The sequence below is a fragment of the Nocardiopsis sp. CNT312 genome (genome assembly GCF_000515115.1).
In the GTDB taxonomy this organism is placed as follows: Bacteria; Actinomycetota; Actinomycetes; order Streptosporangiales; family Streptosporangiaceae; genus Nocardiopsis.
In genome coordinates this window covers 114,930-132,042 of record NZ_AZXF01000018.1, presented here as the reverse complement: position 1 = coordinate 132,042, position 17,113 = coordinate 114,930, and the positions used below count along the sequence as shown (strand labels likewise).

Here is a 17,113-nt window from a genome sequence, read left to right as displayed (position 1 = left end):
GCCGCTCACCGCCCTGGCCGATAGACTCGGTGTGGGATATGCATTGGGTAATGCATGCGGAAGGCCCCCGGAGTGCCGGGGGCCTTCTTGTGTCTGGCGTCCTATCGGCCGGTACGCATAGTGCCCAGAAGCGCGGACCACGCCTCAGCACCGAACGTGATGTGTCCGGACTTCCGGTTCTGGGTGTCACGCACGGCCACACCATGGGAGAGGTCGGCGACCTCCACGCAGTTCTGGCCATGTGAACTGCTGTAGCTGGACTTACGCCAGTTGGACGGGGTCGCGTGGGCGATGCTCATGGGTTCGGTGCCTTCTGCGTCGAGTTGAGTAGCGCCGCGATCAGGTGGCGCGATTTCTCCACCGAGAGTGCGGTGGCTTGGATGTGCCTCCAGAGGCTCTCGTATCGCGCGAGGTGCGGAGGCTTTTCCAGGTACAGCTCATCGGAACCCGTGTCGACGTAGACCGCGCTCGGATCGGGCTTGGGGAAGTCCAGGATCACGAACGGCCCGGTGAGCGCGGCATGTGGCCCCGCTTCGTGCGGCAGTACCTGGATGCCGAGGGTCGGACACTGTGCATCGAGAAGGTATTGGAGCTGTTCCGCGAGGTCGGGGCCGATCTTGTGGAGTGCTGCCTCGTCGATGATGGCCCAGTACAGAGGAGCGTCTGGTCCGGTGAGGACCTGTTTGCGGATCATGCGGGCCTGTACGCGCCGGTCGATGTCGTCCTCGTCGGTGATCCCTCCGGAGCGGATGACCGCGCGGGCGTACTCCTCGGTCTGGAGCAATCCGGGGATGGCGAGGGCTTCGAACGTGCGGATCGACTTCGCTTCGGCTTCCAGACCGATGAACGTGCCCCCTCCCCAGACATCTGAGTAGGACACCCACCATCCGCGCTGGCGTGCCTGGCGAACGAGCGCGAGCGCGGCCTCTCGCCGATCTGAGTCCTCTACCTCGTAGATGTCGAGCAGGTCCTCGATGTCACGGCGGTTGGGCCGCTTCCACTGGTTCTGCTCGATGTGTGTCAGCTTGCCCCGCGACCAGCCGAGCTGGTCCGTCACGTACTGGGCGGTGTAGCCCTTCACCTCGCGCATGTCGCGGAGGAGGTACGAGAGGCGCCGTCGGCGCACGGTGGGGCTGCCGGTCACGTCTGGCCTCCTTCGGGTGCGGCTGTGGTTTGATCCTACGTCGATCTTCGCACTACGGGACATTTAGTCATCCACCAATCTTTTTTGTATCCACCAGAACCCATATCCAGCATGAAAGTTTTTCTTTGGCATTACAAATTCAGCGGCCAACATGGATCATGGCATTACCCAATGCAGTCGCCGGACCTCCCATCCGGCACGACCCCTGGAGGTGTGCGCTTTGCGCTACCTGCACCCGTCCGCCCTGGCGGTGGTCCGCCACCGCGCCACCGATCGGCTGTCCCGCCGCCGATGCCGCTCCTCCCGCGTGCGGCTCTACGTCTCCCACCCGGCCGGGGATCTCGCGCCGCTGGCGCTGGCGGTCCGGCTTCTGCTCACGCGGGGGGCCGCCGCATGATCGACATCACCGCCAGCGACCTGCTCGCGGCCGTGCGAGACGCCCTGGACGTGCCCCCGCCCGGCGGAGCGGACGGGCACCTGCCCTACCTGGAACTGGTCCGCGAGCGGGGCGCGGCGGCCCGCCGCGCGCTGGGTTGCGCCGCTGATTCGGGGGACCTGCTCGGGGCGCTGGACATGGTCGACGGCGCGCTCTCGCGCCTGCCGGTGGCCTACACCACCGGGGCGCAGCCCGAGCGGGCGCGTTCCATCCGGCGGGTGGTCTGACATGAACCGTGTGTGCGACATCGCCGAGCTGCCCACCCTGGCCGACCTCGCCGCGTGGGCGCGCGGGCACGGGGCCGGGCTGCGCTACCTCGGCCCGAACCTGGAGGGGCGGGCGGTCTGCGCCGCGACCCGGGGCCACCTCACCCGGGTGGCGGTCACCAGTCGGCCGGACCCGCACCGGCCGCCGCTGGTGTGGACCTCGCCCCTGGAACACTTGGGGAAGGGGACGGCGACGTGAGTCTGGACAGGGCCCTGGGCGAGGTGCTGGAGGGCCGGTGGGTGCTCACCACCCGCACCGCCGACGACGGCACGGTGACCTACGTGGCGCACCGCCCACCGGGCTGGTCCAGGGCGGGTGACCTCTTCGAGGAGATCACCGCGCCCGATACCGCCGCGCTGCGCGCCCGACTCGCGCACAGGTGCCGACGGGACGCCTAGTCTCCGCGCGCCCGGGACCCCTAAGCCTCCCGGGCGCGCGGGCTCCGCCCAACGAGCGGGATCGAGGTTTGTTGTTGTGTAGTCGAGTTTCGTCCTGGGGTGAACCTCGGCGCTGAGTTTCGTCTTGGGGCGAACCTCGACGGTGAGGCGGGGCCGCGGCCCGGCCCCCACCGCCGCCGCCGCCGTTCCGCGCGCCCGGCAGGGCCTGCGCGGGCCCGATGCTCCCGCGTGGGATGATCCCCTGTCGTCGCGGGTGTCCTAGGTGGGGGAGGGGGAACCATGGTGCGCACGGGTCCACCCGGACAGCGGTGGCTGCTGCCGCTCCTGGTGAGCGTGGTGTTCGCCAACACCGCCCTCAACCTCATCCGCCCGCTCATCTCCTACCGCACGATCTCCCTCGGGGGCGACGCCGTCGCCGTTGGCCTGGTCACCGCCGTCTACGCCCTGGTGCCGCTGCTCATCGCGGTCACCGTGGGCCGCACCACCGACCGCGCCAGCCGGCTCGGCTGGATCATCGGGCTGGGTGCCGCCCTCCTCGCCGCCGGAAGCCTCCTGCTGGCGGGCACCGGCGGCCTGGTCTCGATCGCCCTGGCCAGCACCGTGGTGGGCGTGGGACACCTGCTGTGCATGGTCGCCGGGCAGGGCATCATCGCCCGCCTGTCGCCCGCCGAGCACCTGGACCGCGACTTCGGCTGGTTCACCGCCGCGGCCTCCCTCGGCCAGCTCGCCGGTCCGCTGATCTCCGGGGGGCTGCTCGCCGACGCCTCCGGCCCCGCCCTGCTCCAGGCGACCTCCACCGCCCTGACCGTCGCCGGGGTCCTGGCCGCGCTGGCCTCGCTGGCGGTCCTGCCCCTGGTGGCCGTGCGCGCCCCCGCCCAGACACGCGGGGACGGCCCCGCCGCGACCACGCGCGAGATCCTGAGCCGCCGCCGTATGCCCGCCGCGCTCCTGTCCAGCCTGGCTCTGCTGTCGGCCGTGGACATCCTCACCGCCTACCTGCCGCTGATCGCCGAGAGCCGGGGCATCTCGCCCGTGCTCGTCGGGGTCCTGCTGAGCCTGCGCGCCGGAACCTCGCTGGTCTCGCGCCTGTGCCTGCCGTGGCTGCTCAACCGCTGGTCGCGCCGGAGCCTGATCGTGGCCAGCACGGCGGTCGCCGGGCTGTCGCTGGCCCTGGTGGCGGTGCCGGGCCTCGGCCCGGTGGCGCTCGCCTCGGTGCTGGCGGCGGGCGGGTTCCTGTTCGGCCTAGGCCAGCCGCTCACCATGGCGGAGGTGGCCACGGCCGCCCCGGAGGGCGCGCGGGGGGCGGCGCTGGCCCTGCGCATGTGGGGCAACCGGCTCGGCCAGGTGGCCATCCCCGCCGCGGCGGCGGGCGTGGCGGGTTCGGTCGGGGCGCCGGGGGCGCTGCTGGTCTCGGCAGCGGTCCTCTTCGCGGCCTCCTTCGCCGCCCGTTAGCCGTGTCGTGCCCGGTCCGTCCGGGCTCAGGTCCACCCGTAGTCGGAGGTCCTGTCGCGAAAGACGGTGTGCGGGTGCACGCCGTCCAGGACCCGGTCGGGCCGGTTGGCGTACTCGATCCACACGGAGGGCCCCTGGAGGCGGACGTAGGTCTTCACGTCGTCGGCGTCCGTGGCACCGTTCCACCCCAGGTAGGTGCGGTCGTACTCGGACACGTACTTGGCGACGAGCCGTTCGGCGGACTCGGTGTCCATGTCGTCCACCCAGGTGCGCATCATCGCGGTGACCAGGTCCTGCTGCTCCTCGGTGAGTTCGGCGACCACGATGCCCTTGGGTGCGGGGTAGGGGCCGCTGTCGCCCGGACCCAGGGCGAGGTGGTCGAACCCGTCCTCGTTCTCGCTCCCGATCTCGGCGGCGGTCCGCTGCTCGGCGGTGAGTGCGGCGACGGCGTCCAGAGTGGCCTCCTGGGAGTCGGCCAGCGGGGCGTAGGACCGGCCCTCCCACTCGAACTCCACCGGCTCGACCGCCGTCAGGGTGGGGGACATGCTCACGTCTCCGCCGCCGTAGGTGAGGTTGTAGGCCAAGTGGTGGCCGCCGAACTGGATCATGAACTCGCTGGTCTCGTCCGGATCGCCGAAGAAGGCGATCGCGTACAGGTCGGCGCCGTACTCCGGGCCCTCCGCCTCGGGGGAGGCGCCGTCGCGCTCACGCGCCTCCTCGATCGACGCGAGGCGGCCGTCGGCCGCGCGGATGCCCTGGAGCTGGCGGAACCCCTGTTCGCTGAGGGCCGCCCGCATGACCGTCAGGGCCGCTTCCTTCTGCTCTCCGTCCATGTCGGCCAGGGCGAGGCCGTTGCGCCTCAGGTAGTCGAAGGGCACGTAGGACCAGCCGGTCCGCTTGGCCCCGTCCCGGAACTCGTGCAGGACCTCGCTCCGCTGCTCCTCGGCCAGGGTGTCGAGGAAGGCGTCGGCGGCGGCCACGACCTCGGCGGTGTTGGCGTTGCCGTCCACCTCGGTCTCCGGTGAGGGCTCCCGGCCCTTGAGGAGGGCCTCCCCGTCGACCTCACAGCCCGTGGCCGCGGCGGTGAGGCACGCGGCCAGCACCGCCGAGCCCAGCGTCCGGGCACCGCGGCGTGCTCGGCTCGTGGGGGCCGGCTGGGGTCCGACCGCACCGGGCATGGGACTCCTCGGCAGGAGAAGGGGACCGCGTCACGTCGAACCTAGTCGGCGCGGTGGCCGCCGTCGCCCGGGACACGCTGGTCCCTGGGGCCGCTTCTGTTCCCGTGCTGACGGGAGGGGCGGTAGCGCGGCTCCGACCAGGGATGATTACCCTTGTCCGGGTGAGTGACCCAGACATCCGGCCGACCGGGGCCGCCTCGCGCGCCGCCGGGGCGCACGGCGGCGCGGCCGAGAACCGACGCCTGCCCAGCTACGCCGCCGGTGAGATCGAGGTGCCCTTCGTCGCCATGCCCTCGGCGGAGGTCATCCCCAGGGACACCTTCTGGGAGGAGCACTCCCACCCCACGCACGAACTCCTGTGGAACCAGCGGGGTTCGTCCTCGGTCACCGTGGGGGTGCGGGTCTGGACGATCACGCCCGTGCTGGGCCTGTGGATCCCGGCGGGTGCGCCCCACTCCGGGTGGACCCCGGCCGGGACCTGGCACCGCGCCGTCCATTTCGGCATCCACGCGGTGCCCTCGATCTCCGAGCGGCCCGTCGCGGTGGGGATCACCCGCCTCCTGCGCCTGCTGCTCGACCGGCTCGGTGCCGAGGACCTCACTCCGTCCGAGCGCGCGCGGACGGAGGCGATGGTGCTCGATCTGCTCGCCCCCGCCGAGAACGAACTGCTCCTGCGCATCCCGGAGTCGCCGCTGCTCGCCCCGATCGTCGAGGCGGTCCGCGCCGATCCGGCCGACGGCACGCCCCTGGCCGTGTGGGCGGAGCGGCTCGGTGTGAGTACCCGCACGCTCACACGGGCCTTCCACGCCGAGACCGGGCTCGGGTTCAGCCGGTGGCTGGCCGCCGCACGGGTGCAGCAGGCGATCGGGATGCTGGCGAGGGGGGAGGGCATCGAGGCGGTCGCCGAGTGCGTCGGGTACCACTCGGCGAGCGCGTTCGGCGCGGCGTTCCGACGGGTCACGGGGATGAGTCCGGCCCGGTTCCGGGACCAGTGATGTCCGTTTCGCTACAAACCATGTCAGATCTCAGCGATTGCGTACTTTTCAGGCAGGCTTTAAATTTGGTTAGGCAAACCTAACCGTCGTGGCCGGTGCGGGTCCGAGTACGTACCCGCGCACCACGGCGCCCCTCTCCCCGCCTGCCCGAACCCCTTGCACAGAGCCGTGCGACCGGGGCGCGGCGGCGCGAGAGCACCGGCCGCGGAACCGCTAACGGACCGCGCGGCCGCACACCGGAAGGAAACCCCCATGCCCCGCGTTTCACGCCTGATCGCGCTGTCCTCGGCCGCGGTCCTCACCCTCGGCCTCGCCGCCTGCTCCGCAGAGGAGCCCGCCGCCGAGGAGGCCGCGGACGCCTCCGGCGGCGACTGGACCCCCGTCACCATCGAGCACGCCCTCGGGACCACCACCATCGACGCCGAGCCCGAGCGCGTCGCCACCGTCAACTGGGCCAACCACGAGGTCCCCCTCGCCCTGGGCGTCGTCCCCGTGGGCATGGCCGCCGCCAACTTCGGCGACGACGACGGCGACGGCGTCCTGCCCTGGGTCGAGGAGAAGCTGGAGGAACTCGGCGCCGAGACCCCCGTCCTGTTCGACGAGACCGACGGCATCGACTTCGAGGCGGTCGCCGACACCCGGCCGGACGTGATCCTCGCCGCCTACTCCGGGCTCACCCAGGAGGACTACGACACCCTCACCGAGATCGCGCCCGTCGTCGCCTACCCCGAGACCGCCTGGGGCACCCCCTGGCAGGACATGATCGCGTTCAACAGCCAGGGCATCGGTATGGCCGAGGAGGGCGAGCAGCTGATCAACGACCTGGAGGCCGAGATCGCCGCCTCCGCCGCCGAGTACCCGCGGCTCGAAGGCAAGTCCACGATGTTCCTCACCCACGTGGACACCACCGACCTCAGCGAGGTCAGCTTCTACACCCCGCACGACACCCGCGCCCTGTTCTTCGAGGACCTGGGGCTGGCGACCCCGGAGAGCGTCGCCACCGCCGCCGCCGAGACCGACCAGTTCTCCCAGACCTACAGCGCCGAGCAGGCCGACGCCTTCGACGACGTCGAGATCATCGTCACCTACGGCGGCGACGAGCTCGTGGAGGCCCTGGAGGCCGACCCGCTGCTGTCGCAGATGCCCGCCGTGGAAAGCGGTGCCGTGGTCAACCTCCCCGGTGACCAGCCCCTGGGCACCGCCGCCAACCCCACCCCGCTGGCCATCTCCTGGGTTCTCCAGGACTACCTGGAACTGCTGGCCGCGGCTGCCGACAGCGACCGGTGACCGCCACCGCAGCACCGCCCGCCCCGGGCACCGCCCCCGCGCGGCGCCCGGGACGCGGCCGTCCCCTCTGGCTGCTCGCCGTCCTCGGCGTGCTGGCCGCGCTCATGTTCGCCTCCCTCGTGTTCGGCTCCCGCGACGTCCCCTGGTCGGCCGTCACCGCCGCCCTGGGCGGATCGGCCGAGGGCTTCGACCAGGCCGCCGTCGCCAAACGCATCCCCCGCACCCTGCTCGCCGTCCTCGCCGGGGCGGCCCTCGGCGTGTCCGGCGCGGTCATGCAGGGCGTCACCCGCAACCCGCTCGCCGACCCGGGCATCCTCGGCGTGAACATGGGTGCCTCGCTCGCCGTCGTGACCGGTATCGCCTACTTCGGCCTGACGACCGCCGCCGGCCACATCTGGACCGCGATCGCCGGGGCCGCCGCCACCGCCGTGTTCGTCTACGCGATCGGCTCCCTGGGGCGGGGCGGTACCACCCCGCTCAAACTGGCCCTGGCCGGATCGGCGACCGCCGCAGCACTGGCCTCGTTCATCACCGCCGTGGTCCTGCCACGGGGCGACATCGCCGAGAGTGTCCGCTCCTGGCAGATCGGCGGCGTCGGCGGCGGCACGTTCGACAGCCTCGCCCAGGTGGCCCCGTTCCTCGTCGCCGGGTTCGCCCTCTGCCTGCTCTCCGCCCGCGGACTCGACCTCCTCGCCCTGGGCGACGACCTCGCCGCCGGGCTGGGCGAGCGCGTGGCCCTGGCGCGGGGCACCGCCGCCCTCGGGGCCGTCGCCCTGTGCGGCGCGGTCACCGCCGTCACCGGCCCGATCGGGTTCGTCGGGCTGGTCGTCCCGCACCTGTGCCGCCTGCTGGTCGGGGTCGGCCACCGGTGGCTCATCCCCTTCTCCGCGCTCGGCGGCGCCGCCCTGCTCACCGCCGCCGACGTGGTCGGGCGCCTCATCGCCCGCCCCGCCGAACTCCAGGTGGGCATCGTCACCGCGCTGATCGGCGCTCCGTTCTTCATCCACATCGTCCGCCGCCAGAAGGTTCGCGAACTGTGAGCACCAGCACCGCCCTGACCGTCGCCCGGGGGCGCGTCCGCCGCGCCCGCAGGCGGTACGCCGTGATCGCCGTCCTGGCCGTGGCGATCGCCGCCGTCTTCGCCGCGAGCCTCATGGTGGGGCGGACCTTCTACCCGCCGGGCGACGTCGTGGCCGTCGTCCTCGGCCACGAGGTGCCCGGCGCCTCCTTCACCGTCGGCCGGCTCCGGCTGCCGCGCGCCGTGCTCGCGCTCGCTGTGGGGCTGTGCTTCGGCCTGGGCGGCGTCACGTTCCAGACCATGCTGCGCAACCCCCTCGCCAGTCCGGACGTCATCGGCATCAGCGCCGGGGCGGGTGCCGCCGCCGTCTTCGCGATCGTCGTGCTCTCCCTCGACCGGACCGGCGTGTCCGCCTTCGCGATCGCCGCCGGGCTCGGGGTCGCCCTGCTCATGTACGGGCTCTCCTTCAAGGACGGCGTCGCGGGCACCCGGCTCATCCTCATCGGCATCGGCCTCGCCGCCATGCTCGACAGCGTCACCGCCTACGTCCTCGACCAGGCCGCCCAGTGGGACCTCCAGGAGGCGATGCGGTGGCTGACCGGCAGCCTCAACGGCTCCACGTGGGAGGAGGCCGTCCCGGTCCTGGTCGCGCTGGCGGTGCTCGCCCCCGTGCTGCTGTCCCAGGGCGCGAACCTGTCCGCGCTCCAGCTCGGCGACGACACCGCCTCCGCGCTCGGCGTGCGCGTGGACCGTACCCGCCTCGTCGCGATCGTCGCGGCGGTGGGCCTCATCGCCTTCGCCACCTCCGCCGCCGGGCCGATCGCGTTCGTGGCGTTCCTGTCCGGCCCGATCGCGGCGCGCCTGGTCGGCCCGCACGGCTCGCTGCTCGTCCCCTCCGCGCTGGTGGGGGCGCTCCTCGTCCTGGTCGCCGACCTGTGCGCCCAGTTCGCGTTCGGCACCCGCTACCCGGTGGGGGTCGTCACCGGCGTGCTCGGCGCGCCCTACCTCATCTACCTGATCGTCAGAACCAACCGTGTGGGAGGCTCCCTGTGACCACGGCCCATTCGCTCCTCGTGCAGGACCTGACGCTGGGGTACAAGGACCGCGTCGTCGTCTCCTCCCTCGACCTCACGCTCCCGCCGGGGCGGGTCACCGCGATCGTCGGCGCCAACGCCTGCGGCAAGTCCACGCTGCTGCGCTCCATGTCGCGCCTGCTCCAGCCCAAGGGCGGGCACGTACTGCTGGACGGCAGGGAGGTGCACCGCCTGCCGTCCAAGGAGGTGGCGCGCACCCTGGGCCTGCTGCCGCAGTCGCCGATCGCCCCCGAGGGGATCACCGTCGGCGACCTGGTCGGCCGGGGGCGGCACCCGCACAAGAGGCTGCTGTCGCGGTGGAGCCGGGCCGACGACGCGGCGGTCGCCCAGGCGCTGGAGGCCACCCGGACCGTGGAGCTGGCCGACCGTCCGGTGGACGAGCTCTCCGGCGGGCAGCGCCAGCGGGTGTGGATCGCGATGGCCCTGGCCCAGCGCACCGACCTGCTGCTGCTCGACGAGCCCACCACGTTCCTCGACGTCAGCCACCAGGTGGAGGTCCTCGACCTGCTCACCGACCTCAACCGGTCCCTGGGCACGACGATCGTCATGGTGTTGCACGACCTCAACCTGGCCGCGCGCTACGCCGACCACCTCATCGCGCTCGCCGACGGCCGCCTGTACGCCGAGGGCACCCCCGAGGAGGTGCTCACCCCCCAGACGGTGGAGGCGGTGTTCGGGCTGCGCAGCTCGGTCATCACCGACCCCACGTCGGGCCGTCCGCTCATGCTGCCCATCGGCAGGCACCACCACGCCCCCGCCGAGGCCTGAGCGGCCGTCGCCAGCGGGTATCGGTCGAACACCCCTGCCGTCGACCGCCCCGGTCGTGCGAGGATCTCCCCCTACAGTGTTCCACCGGCCCCGCGAGGAGTACCCATGCCGGACCTGCACCCGGAACTGGCCCGCGCCCGGTTCCTGCCGTCCGTGTCCTTCAACGCGGCGCTCGCGCGGCCGGTCCGGCGGCTCTCCGCGCGGATGCGCCCGCCGAAGGCGCCCGAGGACGTGCGGATCGAGGAGCGCACCGCCCCCGGCCCCGAGGGCGCCCCGCCGGTCCGCCTCCGCCTCTACCGGCCCAGGGGCCTGGACGGCAGGGCTCCCGCACTGCTGTGGATCCACGGCGGCGGTTTTCTGATCGGCAGTCCCGTCCAGGACGAGGCGGGCAGTGCCGCCTTCGCCCGCGAACTGGGGATCACCGTCGTCTCCGTCGGCTACCGCCTCGCCCCGCAGCACCCGGCTCCGGCCGCTCTGGAGGACGTGTACGCGGCCCTGTCCTGGGTGTGTGAGCACGCCGAAGAACTGGGCGTCGACCCGGAGCGCGTCGCGATCGGCGGGGCCAGCGCGGGCGGCGGCCTCACGGCGGCGCTCGCCCTGGCCTGCCACGACCGGGGCGGGCCGACCCCGGTCTTCCAACTGCTCGTCTACCCGATGCTGGACGACCGCACGGCGCTGCGGACCGATATCGGTGCGCGCGACGTGCGCGTGTGGACGCCCGCCAGCAACCGGTACGCCTGGAGCGCCTACCTGGGCCGCGAACCCGGAGGGGGGGACGTCTCCCCCTACGCGGCGCCCGCGCGGCGGCAGGACCTGTCCGGCCTGCCCCCGGCGTGGATCGGGGTGGGCGACGTGGACCTGTTCCACGACGAGGACCTGGCCTACGCCGAGCGCCTGCGCGCGGCGGGGGTCGACTGCGCGGTCACCATCGTCCAGGGCGCCTTCCACGGGTTCGACGCCGCCTTCCGTGGCACGGCGCTCGCGCACGAGTTCCACCGGACACAGGAGCGCGCACTGCGCGCCGCACTTTTTCCCGGCAAGAAGGATTGATCGGGGCAAAAGCCTAGGAATGTCCGGGAGTGGCAACCGGTCCCGCGAAAGCTGCGTCCTAGGAGACACGGCGCCGGAACCCACCCTCACGTACCGGTTCACTGCCCCCTCCCGGCGCCTCGGGGCAGGGGCCTGAGGAAAGAGACGCTGTGATCTTCAAGCGCATGCTCGCCAGTGTCGGCATCGGCGGGGCCACTGTGGAGACCACCCTGGACAGCGAGAACGTCCAGCCCGGCGGCACCGTCACCGGGACCCTCAAAGTCACCGGCGGCAGCGTCGCCCAGACCGTCGAGGGCATCAGCGTCGGCCTGCGGGCCACGGTGGAGAAGGAGTACACCTACACCGACGAGGAGGGTGAGGAGCAGTCGGGGGAGTACACCATCGACGTCGTCGTCGCCGACCAGGTCGTCAGTGACGAGGAGTTCGAGCTGGAGCCCGAGCAGGAGTTCGAGCTCGCCTTCGAGCTGACCATCCCCTTGGAGGCGCCCCTGACCGCCGTGAACGGTGAGATCCTCCAGAAGGGCGTGGGTGTCAACACCCGCTTGCACGTGGACAAGGCCCTGGACCGTACCGACGTCGACCCGCTGGCCATCGAGCCCCTGCCGGTCCACGCCGCCGTCCTGGAGGCGGTCGCCGCCCTGGGCTTCGAGCTCAAGAGCGTCGACCTGGAGAAGGGCAAGATCGCCGGCACCCGCCAGAAGCTCCCCTTCTACCAGGAGTTCGAGTACGGTGCCGCCGGACAGTACGAGGGCCTGAACTCGCTGGAGCTCACCTTCTTCACCGACGAGGACGGTGCCGACATCGTGCTGGAGCTGGACAAGAAGCCCGGCATCCTGTTCAGCGAGGGCGGCGACACCCTCCTGCGCCTGACCATCGACCACGAGAGCCTGGACATCGAGGAGATCGCGGGTCAGCTGCACGAGTGGATCGACGCCGTCGCAGGCGAGCGCAGCCTGTTCTGATCGCACCGTCGGGCCGGGTTCCCCGCCGCGGGACCCCGGCCCGCGGGCGAATTCACGTAATCGCCGGACAGGGGCGGAACGGTGTCCTAACGTGATGCCATGACCGCATACAGTACGCATCGTGAGCGCCGCTTGGACCACGCCTTCTTCCACCTGGATGTCGACCGCAACGGTTACGCCGAGCACGACGACCTCACCGCCCTGGCCGCACGGCTCATGGACCTGTTCGGGGAAGCTCCTGGCACCTCTAAGGGCGGGGCGCTGATCGACGGCTTCGAGACCTTCTGGCAGGCCCTGCTGGCCGCCATCGACCTCGACGGCGACCGCCGTATCAGCCCCCTGGAATGGCGCCAGGGCATGGTGAGCGCCTTCGCGGAGCAGGAGGGCGGCTTCGACCGCTGTTTCCGGCCCGCCGTGCTGGGGGCGCTGGCCATGGTCGACACCGACGAGGACGGCTCCGTGAACCCGGACGAGTGGCGGCGCTTCCAGCGGGCGTTCGGAACCTCACCCGAGGACGCCGAACTGTCCTTCGCCCGCCTGGACTCCGACGGCGACGGCACGCTCAGCGTGGACGAGCTCGTCGAGAACGCCCGCCAGTTCTACACCGGCACCGACGAGGCGGCGGTCGGCAACTGGTTCTTCGGCCGGGTCGACTGACCTTCCGCCGCGGGCGGGTTCGGGGCGGCCCCGGCGGCCGCCCCGCACCCGTGGCCCGGACCGTTCAGGCACGGGCCAGCGGCAGCGGAGGCAGGACCTCCCTGCCCGCCAGGTGGTCGATGGTGCGGCCGAAGAAGTCGCGGTCCGGCCAAGGGGGCGCGGCACCGGTCCGGGCCAGCGTGGCCGAACTGTCGATCCTGGGGATCCGGTACTCCGGCCGGGTGGCGAGGAGGTGGTCGACCACCTTCCACAGCGCCAGCATGACGAAGGAGTCTGAGGAGCCGATGTCGTCGCGGAGCAGGCCGTGCCACTCCTCCAGGGAGCACGCGCGCAGCGGATAGCCTAGCGCCCGCGCGTGGTCGAAGACCTCGCGGAAGGCCAGGTGTTCGGGGTGGGTGGTGTGGAAGGTCCGGCCCGGCGCGTCGGGCCGCTGCGAGAGGTCGACGATGGCACGGGCCACGTAGTCGACCGGACTCACCGTGATGTCGCCCTCGCAGTCCGGGGCCGCACCCACCCGGACCACCGCCCGCAGTAGGCGGGCCAGGAAGTCGTTGTCGGAGCAGTGGCCGGTCGTGCTGTGGCCCAGGACGACCCCCGGGCGGTACACGGCCACCGGTACGTCGGCGGCCCGTGCCGCCTCCTCGGCCTCCCACTTGGTCTGCGTGTAGCCGATGGTACCCGCGTAGGCTGAGGGGACCGGGGTGTCCTCGGCGATGACCGCAGCCCCTGCGGCGCGGGCGGCGATGAACACACCCTGGGTGGAGACCAGGTGCACCGGGGTGCGCCGCCCCCCGTGGCCGGCCAGCGCGAGCACCGCCCGGGTGCCGTCCACGTTGGTCGGAGCGAGCCTGTCGCGGTGCGCGGCGAGGTTGACCGAGGCCGCGCAGTGGTACACCGCACCGATCCGTTCGGCCAGCCGCGCGTACTCCCGGTCCGACAGCCCCAGACGGGGCTTGCGCAGGTTCCCGTGCACCATCCGCACGCGTCCGTCGGCCTCGGTGCCGACCCTCCGCAGCCCGGCGAGCAGCCGCGCCTCACCGCCGCCTCCGCTGCGTCCCCGCACCAGGCAGTGGATGGTCGCGGAGGTGCGGGTGAGCAGTTCGCCCGCCAGGTAGCCGCCCAGGAACCCGGTCGCGCCGGTCAACAGTACGTGATCGCCCATATTCCCCAGGTTAGGACTCCGGCACCGGGGGTGTCCGGGAAATGGCTGAATCCGGGGACGCGCCAGCGGGCACGAAGGGCGCGCGAACGTGTCCCCGGTCCGCCGCGTCGGTGCGGCCGTCGCCGTCTCGGCCGCCGTATCCGAAGACGACGCAGCGCACCGTGTCGGGTCCTCCGGACACGGTCGGTGACCGCCGGGCGGACGGCCCCGTTCAGGCCGGGACCGCGGTGTCCACGTGCGCGCAGTCGCGGCGGGTGGCCAACGGCCAGGGCTCGAAGGTGCCGTCGGACAGGCGCACGGACACCTCGTCCCGGTGCTCGACCACACCGGTGGCGTCCATCCCCGTGAGCCGGGCCAGGACGTAGGCGGTGCACAGGCTGGTCACGTCGCGGATCGTGCCCAGGGGCAGGAGCGAGCGGGTCTCGGCGATCGCCTCGTGCTCGCCCGCCCGGATGACGACCCTGGTACCGGGGGATACGCCCTGCGCGGCGATGGACACGGCGATGTTGTCGAGGTCGTCCGAGCCCACGGCCGCCAGGGCCCGGGCCCGACGCAGGTGCAGCCGTTCCAGGACGGCCCGGTCGCCGCCGTCCCCGGCCAGGACCGGGATGCCCAGGGACCGGGCGATCCGGACGTTCGGTGCGCGGGGGTCCCGCTCCACCCCCACGACGGGGATGCCCAGGCTCCGCAGCTCGCAGCACAGCCGCAGCCCGACCTGCCCCACCCCGACGACGATGACGTGGCCGAACCGGGGGACGGTACGGGTCCCGATGAGACCCACCAGCCGGGGGCCGAGCAGGCGCTCGATCAGGCCCGCGGTGAACACGGCGGTGAAGACGATGGTGCCGAGCATGAGCAGGCCGGCGACCACCTGGTAGGCGGTCGAGTGGTGGCCCGCGTCCGCAGGGCCGACGGCGGAGACGACCCGGGCCGCGTCGAAGAAGGCCTCGGCCGGTGGGTGGCCGAGGTTGAGCAGCCACAGCCAGTCGCACAGCAGTGCCGCCGTGATCCCGGCCAGGCCGCCGAGCATGAGCCTGGTGCCCTCGTCGTAGGAGCGGAGCTGTCCGGCCACCCGGCCCCACCAGGACCGCCAGCCCGCGCGCCCGCGCGACCAGCCCACGGTGCGCGGGACGCCCTCCCCGTCCACCCGCACCGCCTCGGCCCCGGACGCCTCCCCGCGCAGCGCGGCGATGTCGGCGTCGGTGCACGGTCCGGCCAGCGCGGGGGCGGCCAGGTCGGCGGGGGAGGTGACGTGGCACTGCGGCAGCAGCCGGAGCAGTTCGTCGGCCACGGTCCGGTCGAAGATCGTCACGGTGATGGGGACGTCGGGGGACATGTGGGCGACCGCGAGCGCGTACCGCAGCGCGGCGGCGTCCTCGTGCAACAGGACCGCCACGGCGTCGCGGGGGGTCGCCATCGCCGCGCGCAGCTCCTCGTCGTTGGGGCGGGCCAGGTGCCGGACGCTGAAGCCGTCCTCGCGTAGTGACGCGCACACCCCGCGTGCGGGATTGGTGTCGCCGATGACGACGAAGGAGCGGTGTCGGACGCGGGGGCTGGTCTGATCCATGGGTCGGTTCATCGTGTGGTCGGGCGTGGGGGCCCGGTCCCTTCGGTGGGCGGAGGGGCGGATGATGAATCGGATGACCGGTCGCCGGTGCCGGGATGATCGGATGAACCGGGCGCGGTTGAGTCTCCGCGATAGCGGGGTCGGTCCGGACCCGGTCGGTGCCGCGGTCGTGGGTTCGAGGGGGGTGGGTGGCCCTCGGGGCCGCTGCGGGGGAGGAGGCAGCGCTAACTCGAGAAAACGGGGCATGGTACCCGTTGTGGGATACCAGTGTAGAGACCGGTGCGGTCGGCGGCGGCTGCGGGGTGGGGTCGCGGACGCCGGAGACCCGGACCGCACGCGGAGGCCGGGACGGGGTGCGCGGGCCTCAGCCGCCCGTGGTCAGGGCCGACACCCGCTCGCCCGTCCAGTGTCCGGCCGTCCCGGGCAGGGGCGCCAGGTGGTCGCCGACCCCGCGTCGGGGGAGCGGTACGTCTCCTGTGCCGCGATGCCGGGGCACTGCGCGGCGGTGACCAGGTGGGCGTGTGCGGGTGCCTCGCTCGGCAGGTCCGGGTCGGTGCTGGCCCCGCACCCCGCGCACCAGGCGAGGCCAAAGCCACGCACCGCCATCCGGGTCCCCCTCCCCCGCCGCAGACCGCGGAGCGTTGGCCTGGGCCCCTCTCCGCCGTCCTCACGGACGGCCAATGGCCCGGTCCGGTTCCAGGGGCCCGGAAACCGGGGTGTGCGCCTGCATGACGTACGTCACTGGCGGAACAGGTACACCGGGGGGTATGTTGACGAGTGATGAGGGGACGGAGGGGTGCCGCCAGCGGCATGCGCCACCGCTCCACCACACGTCGGGACGGTGACGGGCCCGGCATCACGAGGCTGGACCGGAGGGGCTGTTCCTGGCCTCGGCGCAGGGGTCAGGGTGTCTGCCGGGGGTGGAGCACGGCTTACGGATACCCCCCCTGGCGCAAGGATCCATGAGGGGGCACGGGGGTCGATGCATCCCCCGTGCCGCATCGAAGGGGCCTCCCCGCCTTCCGGGTACACCCCGGGGTATCGAGGGGGCCGTACTACCACTGAGGAGACCCGTGACCGACGACATCATCGACGTGCAGGCCGTGCGCGGCCTGGTCGAGACCGACCCCGACACCGTGCTGGTGGACGTGCGCACACCCGCCGAGTACGAGAGCTCCCACATCGCCGGTGCGGTCAACCTGCCGTTGCAGGCGGTGGACCGGCACCTGGAGCGCATCGTCAGCGGTGTCAGAGGGCGCATGGTCCTCGTCTGCCAGTCCGGCAACCGGGCCCGCCAGTGCCAGGACAGGCTGGCCGCGGCCGGCCTGAGGGGCGCGGTCGTGATGAGTGGCGGGATGAACGCCTGGGAGGCCCAGGGCGCCCCGGTCGTGCGCGGCAGGCAGAGGTGGGCACTGGAGCGCCAGGTCCGCCTGGTCGCCGGAAGCGTCGTCCTCGTCTCCGTACTGGCCTCCCTGCTGTGGCCGCCGGCCGTGGCGGCCGCCGGGATCATCGGAGCCGGGCTCACCTTCGCCGCGGTCACCGACACCTGCGCCATGGGTATGGCGCTGGCCCGGCTGCCCTACAACCAGCCGCGCAACGCCGTCGACGTCGGGGCGTCCCTCGACCGGCTCGCCGTCGACCGCTGAGCAGGCCCGAGCCCGAGGCAGACGACCGGTCC

General features: G+C 72.6%; 19 protein-coding genes. 14 read left to right on the top strand and 5 right to left on the bottom strand.

The features are described 5' to 3' along the window. Positions 1 to 101 precede the first annotated feature (101 nt). Both B042_RS24900 and B042_RS0109230 read right to left on the bottom strand, forming a co-directional pair. Entirely contained in the window at positions 102 to 299 is a 198-nt protein-coding gene (locus B042_RS24900; RefSeq protein WP_081748686.1) for a DUF397 domain-containing protein, read from the bottom strand. Next, positions 296 to 1,144, bottom strand: coding sequence for a helix-turn-helix transcriptional regulator (locus B042_RS0109230; protein WP_028648053.1), 849 nt, complete (start codon positions 1,142 to 1,144; stop codon positions 296 to 298). Before B042_RS0109230 ends, B042_RS24900 begins: the two co-directional genes overlap by 4 nt. Positions 1,145 to 1,355: 211 nt before the next feature. Here B042_RS0109230 and B042_RS0109225 point away from each other — a divergent pair, with 211 nt between their 5' ends. The 5 genes from B042_RS0109225 (at position 1,356) to B042_RS0109205 (ending at position 3,697) form a co-directional block, all read left to right on the top strand. Next, complete coding sequence (locus tag B042_RS0109225; protein WP_036554376.1) at positions 1,356 to 1,541, top strand: hypothetical protein; 186 nt, start codon at positions 1,356 to 1,358, stop codon at positions 1,539 to 1,541. After that, positions 1,538 to 1,807 (top strand): hypothetical protein, encoded by a 270-nt coding sequence (locus B042_RS0109220; RefSeq protein WP_028648051.1) that lies wholly within the window; start codon positions 1,538 to 1,540, stop codon positions 1,805 to 1,807. Before B042_RS0109225 ends, B042_RS0109220 begins: the two co-directional genes overlap by 4 nt. Position 1,808: 1 nt before the next feature. Further along, a complete protein-coding gene (locus tag B042_RS0109215; protein ID WP_028648050.1) occupies positions 1,809 to 2,045 on the top strand; it encodes a hypothetical protein in 237 nt (78 codons plus the stop codon). Continuing rightward, positions 2,042 to 2,245, top strand: coding sequence for a hypothetical protein (locus tag B042_RS0109210; protein ID WP_028648049.1), 204 nt, complete (start codon positions 2,042 to 2,044; stop codon positions 2,243 to 2,245). Before B042_RS0109215 ends, B042_RS0109210 begins: the two co-directional genes overlap by 4 nt. A 279-nt stretch (positions 2,246 to 2,524) precedes the next feature. After that, complete coding sequence (locus B042_RS0109205; RefSeq protein WP_028648048.1) at positions 2,525 to 3,697, top strand: MFS transporter; 1,173 nt, start codon at positions 2,525 to 2,527, stop codon at positions 3,695 to 3,697. A gap of 26 nt (positions 3,698 to 3,723) precedes the next feature. Here B042_RS0109205 and B042_RS0109200 read toward each other — a convergent pair whose 3' ends face one another. Beyond that, complete coding sequence (locus B042_RS0109200) at positions 3,724 to 4,875, bottom strand: DUF3500 domain-containing protein (RefSeq protein WP_051415562.1); 1,152 nt, start codon at positions 4,873 to 4,875, stop codon at positions 3,724 to 3,726. Between the two features lie 176 nt (positions 4,876 to 5,051). On the opposite strand from B042_RS0109200, the gene B042_RS0109195 reads away from it, so the two are divergent. From B042_RS0109195 to B042_RS0109160, 8 genes are all read left to right on the top strand, one after another. Next, on the top strand, positions 5,052 to 5,870 hold the full coding sequence (locus B042_RS0109195; protein WP_051415570.1) for an AraC family transcriptional regulator: 819 nt from the start codon (positions 5,052 to 5,054) through the stop codon (positions 5,868 to 5,870). Between the two features lie 252 nt (positions 5,871 to 6,122). Beyond that, positions 6,123 to 7,157, top strand: coding sequence for an iron-siderophore ABC transporter substrate-binding protein (locus tag B042_RS0109190; RefSeq protein WP_028648045.1), 1,035 nt, complete (start codon positions 6,123 to 6,125; stop codon positions 7,155 to 7,157). Next, on the top strand, positions 7,154 to 8,197 hold the full coding sequence (locus B042_RS0109185) for an iron ABC transporter permease (protein WP_028648044.1): 1,044 nt from the start codon (positions 7,154 to 7,156) through the stop codon (positions 8,195 to 8,197). Before B042_RS0109190 ends, B042_RS0109185 begins: the two co-directional genes overlap by 4 nt. Beyond that, positions 8,194 to 9,228: an iron chelate uptake ABC transporter family permease subunit gene (locus B042_RS0109180; protein ID WP_028648043.1), complete on the top strand. Its 1,035-nt coding sequence runs from the start codon at positions 8,194 to 8,196 to the stop codon at positions 9,226 to 9,228. Before B042_RS0109185 ends, B042_RS0109180 begins: the two co-directional genes overlap by 4 nt. Then, entirely contained in the window at positions 9,225 to 10,037 is an 813-nt protein-coding gene (locus tag B042_RS0109175; RefSeq protein WP_028648042.1) for an ABC transporter ATP-binding protein, read from the top strand. Before B042_RS0109180 ends, B042_RS0109175 begins: the two co-directional genes overlap by 4 nt. Positions 10,038 to 10,142: 105 nt before the next feature. After that, positions 10,143 to 11,087 carry an alpha/beta hydrolase gene (locus B042_RS0109170; protein ID WP_028648041.1) on the top strand — a complete coding sequence of 315 codons (945 nt, stop codon included), beginning with the start codon at positions 10,143 to 10,145 and terminating at the stop codon, positions 11,085 to 11,087. Positions 11,088 to 11,236: 149 nt separating this feature from the next. Beyond that, complete coding sequence (locus tag B042_RS0109165) at positions 11,237 to 12,049, top strand: sporulation protein (RefSeq protein ID WP_028648040.1); 813 nt, start codon at positions 11,237 to 11,239, stop codon at positions 12,047 to 12,049. Between the two features lie 99 nt (positions 12,050 to 12,148). Continuing rightward, positions 12,149 to 12,706 (top strand): EF-hand domain-containing protein, encoded by a 558-nt coding sequence (locus B042_RS0109160; RefSeq protein WP_028648039.1) that lies wholly within the window; start codon positions 12,149 to 12,151, stop codon positions 12,704 to 12,706. Between the two features lie 64 nt (positions 12,707 to 12,770). Here B042_RS0109160 and B042_RS22520 read toward each other — a convergent pair whose 3' ends face one another. Together B042_RS22520 and B042_RS0109150 are read right to left on the bottom strand one after the other, a co-directional pair. Beyond that, complete coding sequence (locus B042_RS22520; RefSeq protein ID WP_051415560.1) at positions 12,771 to 13,868, bottom strand: thioester reductase domain-containing protein; 1,098 nt, start codon at positions 13,866 to 13,868, stop codon at positions 12,771 to 12,773. 211 nt (positions 13,869 to 14,079) lie between these two features. Then, a complete protein-coding gene (locus B042_RS0109150) occupies positions 14,080 to 15,435 on the bottom strand; it encodes an NAD-binding protein (protein WP_028648038.1) in 1,356 nt (451 codons plus the stop codon). 1,073 nt (positions 15,436 to 16,508) lie between these two features. Between B042_RS0109150 and B042_RS0109145 the strand changes: the two genes are divergently transcribed. After that, positions 16,509 to 17,081, top strand: coding sequence for a rhodanese-like domain-containing protein (locus tag B042_RS0109145; RefSeq protein WP_028648037.1), 573 nt, complete (start codon positions 16,509 to 16,511; stop codon positions 17,079 to 17,081). The last annotated feature ends 32 nt before the right edge of the window (positions 17,082 to 17,113 follow it).